The following is a 506-nucleotide window of genomic DNA, read 5'->3' on the forward strand; positions in this document are numbered from 1 at the left end:
CCAGGCTTGCGATCGGGCTCTGCAGCCGCCAGGTCCAGTTTCCCTATTTGTGAAAGACTGCATACAGGAAACCTTTTTAAGTCTGTGGAAGATGCAGGAAACCATTAGCTCTGTCGAAAATGTAAGGGCTTACCTGCTGGTGGTACTCAAAAGCCGCATCCTGCGTGAGCTTTCCCGAAAAAATCGGATCGACCACGCCACGGTGTCCGAAGAGTATGCCTTCTCGGTAGAATTTTCATCTGACTTGCGCCTTATCGAAGAAGAGCATGAAGTTTACCAGCTTCGAAAGCTCGAACAGATTATGAATCAACTGCCTCCCCGGCAGAAAGAACTGATCTACCTGCGTTTTTACCAAAACCTGAGCTTCGAACAGATTGCCGAAGTGATGCAATTAGGGCGGCAATCGGTGTACAACCTACTCCAAAAATCGCTGCATAGTCTGCGCAGAAATTGGGTAGCTGGTATTTTGCTTTTCATAGGGGGTATAATTCACAGTTGAGGGTATC

At 47.8% G+C, this 506-nt stretch carries 1 protein-coding gene; it reads left to right on the forward strand.

Annotated features, from left to right (window positions below; all coding sequences use genetic code 11):
• A partial coding sequence (locus tag ACLD7X_RS18485; RefSeq protein ID WP_411425143.1) for an RNA polymerase sigma factor occupies positions 1-499 on the forward strand: 499 nt, incomplete at its 5' end.
• Positions 500-506 lie beyond the last annotated feature (7 nt).

Source organism: Aphanothece microscopica RSMan92, from assembly GCF_046613545.2.
Classification (GTDB): Bacteria; Cyanobacteriota; Cyanobacteriia; order PCC-6307; family Cyanobiaceae; genus NIES-981.